We start from the raw sequence: 8,982 nt of genomic DNA, 5'->3' as shown, positions 1-8,982 counted from the left end.
GCACCCCTTACGCTCGTCTCACCCATGCGCGAGCCCACCCGACCCACGCGACTGATCGCCCTGTGTGCGGCGACCCTCGGGCTCGTCGCGGCGGCCCTCACCGGGTGCGCGAGCACCACTCCCGTGTCGGAGCCGATCGCCCAGGCGGCGGGCGCGGCAGCGGTCCCCGCCTACGCCGACATCCCCGTCACCGCCGACGTCGTCTACGACGAGGAGACGGGTCAGGCCGTCGACGTCTGCTCGCCGACCGACGCACTCCTCACCGGCGCTCTACCGGCCGTCCTCGTCGTGCACGGCGGCAGCTGGGCCCGGGGCGACAAGGCCGACGCGAACTGGCGGCCGCTCTGCCAGTGGCTGGCGTCCGAGGGCTTCGTCGCCGTCTCGGTGAACTACCGCCTCGCTCCCGCCGCGGTCTTCCCCGCCCAGATCGACGACGTCTCGGCGGCGCTCGACTGGCTCCTCGCCCCCGAGCAGACGGAGCGGTTCGGCATCGACCCGGATCGCGTCGCCGCGTTCGGCGGGTCGGCCGGCGGCAACCTCGTCTCGCTCCTCGGCACGCGTGACGACACCTCCTCGCAGCTGGCCGCGGTCGTCGACCTCAGCGGCCCCTCCGACCTGACCGCCGCGGGCATGGCCGACGACGACCCGGCCGTCGGAGTCGCGCCGGCCGTGAGGACCTACCTCGGCTGCCCCGATCTCGCCGCCTGCAGTGCCGCCGCGGAGGCGTCGCCGATCACGCACGTCGACGGCAGCGAGCCCGCGTTCCTGATCGCCCACTCCGGCGAGGCTCGGGTCGCCCGGTCGCAGTCGACCGCCTTCGCGGACGCACTCGAGACCGCCGGCGCACCGGTCGAGCTCCTCGTGCTGCCGGGCACTCAGCACTCGATCGCCATGCTCGACGAGAGCCTGCGCACGTCGGTCGTCGAGTTCCTGCACGCGCACCTCGACGCTCCCGTCGTGCAGAACCTCTCCCTCGAGCCGGCGGGAGCGGCGGAGCCGACCTCGTGACCGGGCCGGTCGCCGTGCGGCTCGAGCACTCCGACTCCCCCGGTGCCGCCGCGCTGCTCGCCCTCACCGATCGCGGGACGTCCCTCGACCGCGAGCACGCGCGGCTCTTCGTCGCCCGAGCCGAGGGCGCCCTCGACGACCGCCCGCTCGGCCTCGTCACCCTCGCTCCGGGGCCCGACGACTTCGCCGAGCTCGTGCGCCTCGTCGTGCTGCCCGAGGCGCGCCGTCGGGGCGTCGCCCGCCGCCTGGTCGCCGCCGCCGAGTCGTGGGCGAGGGTCCAGCGGATCCGCACCCTGCGGTTCCGGGTCGACGCGGCCGACGACGCGGTGCGGTCCGCCGCCCGAGCGCTCGGGTACGTCGAGGTCGACGGCTTCGGCGCGCACGTCGGCGACGACTCCGGCGCGTGCTTCGCGAAAGGGCTCTGACCGACAGGCCGCTCCGACGGCGTCGCACCGCTCGCGTCAGACCCCGAGCGCCCGCAGCCCGGCCGCCGTTCCCGCCGCCGCGATCACCACGACGACCAGCGGAGCCTTCAGGAGCGCCGCCGCCGCACCGACCGCGACCCCCGCCACCCGCGAGACCGGCGCCGCCCCCGCGCCGTCGGTCAGGGCTGAGACGAGGGCGACCGCCACCAGCAGGACGACCGTGCCGCGCTCGACGAGCCGCTCCGCCTCGTCGCCCAGGGGCATCCGGTCGCGCAGCAGCACGCCGCCCGCCCGCAGTGCGAAGCTGCCGACCGCGAGGACGACGATGCCCACCGTGACGGCCGCGGTGCTCACGAGCGTCCCCGTCGCGCCGTCGCGGCGACGGCGGCCAGAGCGAGCACCGGAGCCAGCCCGAGCGGCACCACCGGCACCGCCGCGAGCGCCACCGCTCCCCCGAGCAGCGCGGCGGCGAGCGTCGGCGCTCCCCGCAGCCCCGGCAGCGCGAGCGCCAGCAGCACCGCGGGGAACACCGCGTCGAGACCGAAGACGGACGGATCCGCGACCACGCCGCCCAGGAGCGCCCCGACGAGCGCCCCCAGCGGCCAGGCCGCCAGCACGACCGCGCCGGCCGCCCAGAACAGCACGCGGCGGCGCTCGGGAGTGCGGCTCGAGAGCGCGAAGGCGATCGTCTCGTCGTTCGCGAGGTGCGCGGCGAGGAGCCTGCGCCCGCCGCGGCGGACGATCCCGCCGGCCGCCATCCCGTAGGGCAGCGCTCGGGCGTTCACGAGGAGGGCGGCGAGAGCGGCGGCCAGGGGGGCGCCTCCCGCGGCGACGACGCCGACGAACAGGATCTCGGCCGAGGCCCCGAAGACCGCGACCGCGAGCAGCAGGATCTGCCAGAGCGGGAATCCAGCCCCGGTCGCGCCCAGGCCGTACGACACTCCGATGACGGCGACCGAGACGCCGACGAGCCCCAGTGCGCGAGCGTCCGCCACTCCGACCGTTCGAAGCATCGAACGAAGGGACGGCATACTGGTCATGCGGGCCAGTGTGGCGGCCCTCCCTCCGTTCGTCAAGTCGAACGGCTGAGCGATAGGACGAACATGACCGACGGCCCCACTCCTCGCGACCTCGTCGCCTCCTCCCTGCGGCGCGAGCGCGCGCGGCTCGGGCTGAGCATCTCCGAGATCGCGCGCCGGGCCGGCATCGCGAAGTCGACCCTCTCGCAGCTCGAGGCCGGCGAGGGGAACCCGAACCTCGAGACGCTGTGGGCGCTCGGCGGTGCGCTGGGCGTGCCCTTCTCGCACCTCGTCGAGCCGCCGCGGCGCACTGTGCAGCTGATCCGCGCGGGCGACGGACCCCGGGTCGCGTCCGCCACCGCGGACTACGCGGCGACCCTCCTGAGCGCCTGCCCGCCCGGGGCGCGCCGCGACCTCTACGTCCTCGCAGCCGAGCCCGGCGCCGCGCGCGACTCCGCTCCGCACGCGCGCGGCACTCTCGAGCACCTCGTGATCACCGCCGGCCGCGCACTCGCGGGCCCGTCGGACGCACCGGTGGAGCTGAACGTAGGCGACTACCTCGCCTATCCCGGCGACGAGCCGCACGTGTTCGACGCGCTCGAGGCGGGGACCACGGCCGTGCTCGTCTCGGAGCACGTCTGAGAGCTCGGGCGGAGCGCGGCGAGCGGACCGCTCAGTCGAACGAGCAGGCCGGGTCGGCCGACAGCGCCCGCTCGATGCGCGCGCGGTGCTCGTCGGACATCGGCGGCAGCGCGTCGAGCGCGAACCAGCCGACCTCGCTCGACTCCTCGTCGGCCACGTGCGCCTCGCCCGACACCCAGCGCGCCCGCACGACGTGGTCGAGGTACTGCGCGCGGTCGCCGTTCGGATACGTCATCGGCGGGAGGGTGCGCACCTGCACGAGGCGCTCCACCTCGATCTCGACGCCCGCCTCCTCCAGCGCCTCGCGCCGGGCCGTGCCGGCGACCGTCTCGCCCGGGTCGATGACGCCGGTCACCGCGGTCCACGCCCCGGTGTCGGAGCGGCGCACCAGCAGCACCCGCCGCACCGGCTCGCGCGCGTCGAGACCGCCGCGGAGGATCACCGCGGTGACGCCGGTGAGCCAGAGCAGCTCCGTGCCGACGCGCTCGCGCAGCCGCAGGATGAACTCCGGAGTCGCCATCAGCCCGCGAGTGCTCCGGCGTCGAACGGCTCTGGTCGGAAGTCGAACGTCACGACGCCCGCCGTGTCGAGCACCGGTCCGACGAAGCCCTTGAAGGCGTCGTGCGCCGGGTCGAACATCCCGTCGCCGTCGACCGCCGGGCGGCCGAGGTAGTAGTTGAGGTCGCCCTCCGACGCGAAGGTCAGCAGGAACGCACGGTCGAAGCCCTCGCCCGCGCCCTCCGTGCTGATCTGCGGTCCGGTCTCGATCGAGACGATGTACGGCTCCCCGTCGCGCACGCACTCGTCGGCGAGCGAGAGGAAGCGCGCGGTGACGGCGTCCACCTCCGAGACGAGCGCGGTGGGGCGGAAGCGGAAGAGGACGATGTGGCGGATCGTCCCCGGGCGGTAGCCGCGCGAGACGAAGGCCTCGGCCCCCACCTCGGCGAGCGCCGCCTCGGCGCGCTCGGGACCGCTGCGCCAGCGCGAGCCGATGGTCAGAGCCTCGTCGGGAGGAGTGGTGTCCTGATCGATCGTCATGCCGACGCCTTCCCGGCGCGAGCGGCACGCCGCCGCTCACGATACCCCTCGACCAGGTTGTAGATGACGGGCAGGACGACCAGGGTCAGCACCGTGGACGAGACGAGTCCGCCGATCACGACGATCGCCAGCGGCTGCGAGATGAAGCCGCCGTGCCCGGTGATGCCGAGGGCCATCGGGAGCAGCGCGAAGATCGTCGCGAGCGCGGTCATCAGGATCGGGCGCAGTCGCCGCTCGGTGCCGTGCAGCAGCGCCTCGCGCACCGGCATCCCCCGCTCGCGGTACTGGTTCACGAGGTCGACGAGCACGATCGCGTTCGTCACCACGATGCCGATCAGCATCAGCACGCCGATGAGCGAGGGGACGCCCAGCGGGACGCCCGTGATCACCTGGAGCAGGATCGCTCCGGTCGCCGCGAACGGCACCGACACGAGCAGGAGCAGCGGCTGGAGCAGCGATCGGAACGTCGCCACCATCACCACGTAGACGATCAGGATCGCGACCAGGAGCGCGATGCCCAGCTGCGAGAAGGCCTCGGTCTGGTCGGCGGTGACTCCGCCCAGCTCGGCCGAGACCCCGGCGGGCAGGTCGGTGCCGTCGATCGCGCTCTGCACCGCGACGTTGGCCGAGGCCAGGTCGTCGCCCTGGGGGGTCACGGTGATCGTGGCCGTGCGCTGACCGCGCTCGGTGGTGATGCTCGCCGGTCCGTTCGTCTGCTCGACGGTCGCCAGGGTCGAGAGGGCGACCGGCCCGGCGAGTGTGGGGATCTCGAGCGCCGCGAGCTCGTCGATCGTCGCCGGCGGCTGCGCGTCGGCCAGGTAGATCGAGAGCGTGCGGTCCTCGATGACGACCGAGCCCGCCTGCGAAGGCTGCAGCGCCTGGCTGACGAGGGTGCCGATCGCGACCTCGCTGAGCCCCGCCTGCGCCGCGGCGGCGCGATCGACGCGCACCGCGACGTACGGCAGGGAGGAGGACAGGTTCGACTCGGCCTGGCTGATGCCGTCGGCTCCGCGCAGCGCCTCGAGCAGCGCGTCGTTCGCGCTCTGCAGGTCGGACTGCGACGCGGTCGTCAGGTCGACCTCGATGTCCGAGGAGGCGCCGAAGCCGGAGGAGGCCGAGACGCTGATGTCCTCGGGGTCGGCGATCGCGCCCAGCGCGTCGCGGACCTCGGACTGCACGACCTCCTGGTCGGCGGAGTCGTCGGTGGTGACGGAGTAGCTGATGGAGTCGCCGCCCCCGCCGCCGAACGCGCTCTGCAGGCCGCCGCCCGAGGACCCGATCGAGAGCTGCACGGTCTCGACGCCCTCGACGTCGAGGATCGCGGTGCTCGAGGCCTGGGCGGTGACGTCCTGCGCGTCGAGGCTCTGGCCCACCGGCACCGTCTGGGTCACCGTGAAGGTATCCTGACCGCTGGCTCCGAGGAAGTTGGTCTTCATCAGCGGGTAGAGCGCTCCGGTGCCGACCAGCACGAGCAGGGAGAGCAGGACCGTGACGACGGAGTGCTTGAGCGTCCAGGCGATGATCGGGCCGTAGACGCGCTGCAGGGCGGAGGCCCTGCGCGGCGCTGCGTGGGCGGCGTGGTGGCCGTGGGGCTGCCCCTCCTGCTGCCCCTCCTGCTGCGCCGCCCGCTGCACGATGGGCGCGACCGCGGTCTCACCCGAGGCCGTCCGCTCCTCGTCGAGTGCGGCCCGCGCGGCCTCGCGGACGCCCGGCCGCTTCGAGGGTCGGAGGAACCAGTACGCGAGCACCGGCACGATCGTGAGCGCCACGAGCAGCGACGCGAGCAGCGCGATCGTCACGGTCAGCGCGAACGGGCGGAACAGCTCGCCGGTGGTGCCGCCGACGAACGAGATCGGCAGGAACACCGCGACGGTCGTGATGGTCGAGGCGGTGATCGCTCCGGAGACCTCGCGGACGGCGCGCACGATGGTGCCCGCCCGCTCCTCCCCGGCGTCGAGGTGCCGCTTGATGTTCTCGATCACGACGATGGAGTCGTCCACGACGCGGCCGATCGCGATGGTCAGCGCGCCGAGGGTGAGGATGTTCAGGGTGTAGCCGGCGGTCTGCAGGCCGATGAAGGTGATCAGGACCGAGGTCGGGATCGAGATCGCGGTGACGAGCGTCGAGCGGACCGACAGCAGGAACACGAGGATCACGAGCACGGCGAAGACGAGGCCCAGGGCGCCCTCCTGGGCGAGCGCCGCGATCGACTCCTGGATGTAGGGGGCCTGGTCGAAGACCGAGGTGAAGGTCGCCCCGTCGCCGAGCGACGCCTCGAGATCCGGCAGGAGCGCGGTGACTCCGGTCGAGACGTCGACCGTGTTGGCGGCCGGCAGCTTCGTGATCGAGAGCGTGAGCGCGGGCTGGCCGTTGACGCGGGAGATCGAGGTGATGGGGGCGTCCGTCACGGCGACCGAGGCGACGGAGCCGATGGTCGGGAGGGCGGCGGGGACGGCGGGCACGGCTCCGGGGGCGGCTCCTGCTCCCGGAGCGGCAGCTCCCGGTGCGGCTCCGGCGGAGGCCGCCGACGACGGCAGCAGCGGCAGCGACGCGATGTCGTCGGTCGAGCCGAGCTTCTGACCGGACTGCACCGAGAACGTCGATCCGTCCTGGGTGATCTCGCCGCCCGCCACGAGCACGCCGTTCTGCTGCAGGGCCGTGCGGATGTCGTTCGCGGTCGCTCCGGTGGCGGCGAGCTGCGCGTCGTCGGGAGTGATCGTCACGCGCTGGGCGCTCTCGCCGACCAGCGCGACCTCGCGGACCCCGTCGACCTTCTCGAGGTCGGGGATCACGCTCGCGCGCAGGCGGCTCGCGAGCGCCTTCGCATCGCCGTCGCTCGAGACGGCGAGCTGCAGCACCGGCAGATCGTCGAACGACCCCGTGACGACCTGCGGGTCCACGCCCTCGGGCAGGGTGCTCCTGATGCGGTTGATCGCCTGCAGGATCTTCTGCTCGGCGGTCGCCAGGTCGGTGCCGTACGTGAAGGAGGCCGAGATGAGCGACGAGTTCGTCGAGGAGGTCGCGCTGGTGGTCTCCAGGCCCGGCACTCCCTGGATCGCCGTCTCGATCGGCGTCGAGACGTCGTCGTTGACCACCTCCGGCGCGGCGCCCGGGTAGCTGGACACGACCGCGAGCTGCGGGAACGAGATCGAGGGCGCCAGCTCCTGCTTCAAGCCGGTGAGCGCGACGCCTCCGAACACGGCGACGACGACGGTGACGAGGGCGATGAGAGCCCGGTTCTTCATGCTGAGGACCGCGAGGAGATGCACCCCTCGAGTGTTCCATCAGCCGACTGAGTGTTCGTCGTTCCTCAGGATGATGCGGGTGTGCTCCCAGCCGGTGGGAGCGCTCCCCACGGCGCCCTCGCACGACAGCGCCCTCACACGACGTCGGCCAGGTACCCCGTGTCGGCCACCGGGTGCCGCGCGACCTGCGCCCACGCCTCGGCGAGCGCCTCGACCGCACGGTCCGTCGTCTCGGGCGAGTAGCCGATGGGGATGCGGAGGAACCGCTCGAACGCTCCGTCGATCCCGAATCTCGGGCCCGCCGTGATGAGCAGCCCCGAGGTGCGGGCGGCGAGGGCCAGCTGCGAGCTCGCGGGGCGGCCGAGACCGACCCAGGTCGAGAGCCCGCCCGAGACGCGCGGGACGCTCCACTCCGGGATCGCCCGCGCGAGCGCCGCCTCGAGGTGGTCGCGCCCGGCGCGCAGCTGGGCGCGGCGCAGCTCGAGCACGCCCTCCATCCGGCCGAGCATGTCGGTGACGAGGAGCTGCTCGAGGATGGGGCTGCCGAGATCGCCGGCCGAGCGGGCCGCGACGAGCTTGCGGATGGTGCCGCGGTCGGCGCGGATCCAGCCGATGCGGATGCCGCCCCACAGCGTCTTGCCGACGGAGCCGATCGAGATCACCGTGCCCTCCGGCCCGTACGAAGCGAACGGCAGCGGCGACATGCGGCGGTCGATGTCGAGCTCGGCGGTGGTCTCGTCGGCGATGATCACCGTGCCCTGCCGGGCGGCGGCGGCGATCGCGCGCTCGCGCAGCTCCGGAGCCATCGACCGGCCCGTCGGGTTGTGGAAGTCGGGCATGAGGTAGGCGAGCGTCGGGCTGGTGCCGCGCAGCGCGGCGATCAGCCCCTCGTCGTCCCAGCCGTCGGCGCCGTCGACGTTGACCGGGACGAGCCGGGCGCCCGCGAGGCGGAGCGCCTCGTAGGCGTGCGGATAGGTGGGCGCCTCGATCAGCGCACGATCGCCGCGCGAGAGCAGGGTGCGCGCGACCAGGGCGATCGCGTGCTGCGCTCCGATGGTCACCATGATCTGGCCGGGCTCGGTGCGCAGGCCCCTCTTCGTGTAGCGCTCGGCGATCGCGCGGCGCAGCGACGGCAGTCCGACGGTGTCGTAGGAACCGTCGTCGAAGTGCTCGGGCACGAGACGGGCGGCGCGGACGTAGGCCTCGCCGAGCTCGGGGACCGCCGGCAGCGCGGCCTTGGTGAAGTCGAGGAAGTCGGGTGCGAGGGTCGGCACCGCGTGCACCGCGGCTCCGGGGAGGCGGGTCACGCTGCCGGAGCCGCGCACGCTCACCAGGTAGCCGCTCTCGCGCAGCTCGCGGTACGCGGCCGCGACCGTGGTGCGGCTCACCCCGAGGCGGGCCGAGAGCTCGCGCTCGGCGGGGAGGCGGCTGTCGGCCGGGATGCGGCCGTCGATGCCGAGCAGGCGGATGCGGTCGGCGAGCGCCAGGTACGCGGGGCGCGTGCCGCGTTGCTCCCGCCAGTCGCCGAGGAGGGTCTGCAGGGCGCGCACGCCGAAGTGGACATCAGCCATGCGTCCAAGGTAGCCGGATTGGACCGCGCGCGGG

9 protein-coding genes are annotated in these 8,982 nt (G+C 73.7%); 3 read left to right on the top strand and 6 right to left on the bottom strand.

Going from position 1 to position 8,982, the window contains the following annotated elements; all coding sequences use genetic code 11:
• Both IOC53_RS18050 and IOC53_RS18045 read left to right on the top strand, forming a co-directional pair.
• Window positions 1-1,008 (top strand): alpha/beta hydrolase (locus tag IOC53_RS18050; RefSeq protein WP_207407911.1); only part of this gene is annotated, 1,008 nt, incomplete at its 5' end.
• On the top strand, window positions 1,005-1,433 hold the full coding sequence (locus IOC53_RS18045) for a GNAT family N-acetyltransferase (RefSeq protein WP_207407909.1): 429 nt from the start codon (window positions 1,005-1,007) through the stop codon (window positions 1,431-1,433). The genes IOC53_RS18050 and IOC53_RS18045, both read left to right, overlap by 4 nt.
• Window positions 1,434-1,469: 36 nt before the next feature.
• Here the strand turns inward: IOC53_RS18045 and IOC53_RS18040 are convergent, their stop codons facing one another.
• Window positions 1,470-1,787 (bottom strand): AzlD domain-containing protein, encoded by a 318-nt coding sequence (locus IOC53_RS18040; RefSeq protein ID WP_207407907.1) that lies wholly within the window; start codon window positions 1,785-1,787, stop codon window positions 1,470-1,472.
• Complete coding sequence (locus IOC53_RS18035; RefSeq protein ID WP_242683526.1) at window positions 1,784-2,473, bottom strand: AzlC family ABC transporter permease; 690 nt, start codon at window positions 2,471-2,473, stop codon at window positions 1,784-1,786. The genes IOC53_RS18040 and IOC53_RS18035 overlap by 4 nt, the downstream gene beginning before the upstream one ends.
• A 63-nt stretch (window positions 2,474-2,536) precedes the next feature.
• Here IOC53_RS18035 and IOC53_RS18030 point away from each other — a divergent pair, with 63 nt between their 5' ends.
• Window positions 2,537-3,094: a helix-turn-helix domain-containing protein gene (locus IOC53_RS18030; protein WP_207407906.1), complete on the top strand. Its 558-nt coding sequence runs from the start codon at window positions 2,537-2,539 to the stop codon at window positions 3,092-3,094.
• A gap of 31 nt (window positions 3,095-3,125) precedes the next feature.
• On the opposite strand, the gene IOC53_RS18025 is transcribed toward IOC53_RS18030, so the two are convergent.
• The 4 genes from IOC53_RS18025 to IOC53_RS18010 all read right to left on the bottom strand — a co-directional run bounded on the left by IOC53_RS18025 (window position 3,126) and on the right by IOC53_RS18010 (window position 8,948).
• A complete protein-coding gene (locus IOC53_RS18025; protein ID WP_207407905.1) occupies window positions 3,126-3,614 on the bottom strand; it encodes an NUDIX domain-containing protein in 489 nt (162 codons plus the stop codon).
• The gene (locus IOC53_RS18020) at window positions 3,614-4,132 is read right to left on the bottom strand and encodes a Dabb family protein (RefSeq protein WP_207407904.1); all 519 of its coding nucleotides are present in this window, start codon (window positions 4,130-4,132) and stop codon (window positions 3,614-3,616) included. The genes IOC53_RS18025 and IOC53_RS18020 overlap by 1 nt, the downstream gene beginning before the upstream one ends.
• A complete protein-coding gene (locus IOC53_RS18015) occupies window positions 4,129-7,401 on the bottom strand; it encodes an efflux RND transporter permease subunit (RefSeq protein WP_207407903.1) in 3,273 nt (1,090 codons plus the stop codon). The genes IOC53_RS18020 and IOC53_RS18015 overlap by 4 nt, the downstream gene beginning before the upstream one ends.
• Before the next feature lie 110 nt (window positions 7,402-7,511).
• Window positions 7,512-8,948, bottom strand: a complete 1,437-nt coding sequence (locus IOC53_RS18010) for a PLP-dependent aminotransferase family protein (protein ID WP_207407902.1) — start codon at window positions 8,946-8,948, stop codon at window positions 7,512-7,514.
• Between the last annotated feature and the right edge of the window lie 34 nt (window positions 8,949-8,982).

It is taken from the genome of Rathayibacter sp. SD072, assembly GCF_017355185.1.
Taxonomy (GTDB): domain Bacteria; phylum Actinomycetota; class Actinomycetes; order Actinomycetales; family Microbacteriaceae; genus Rathayibacter.
The sequence above is the reverse complement of the archived record's forward strand: the minus strand, read 5'-3'. Positions and strand labels throughout refer to the sequence as shown.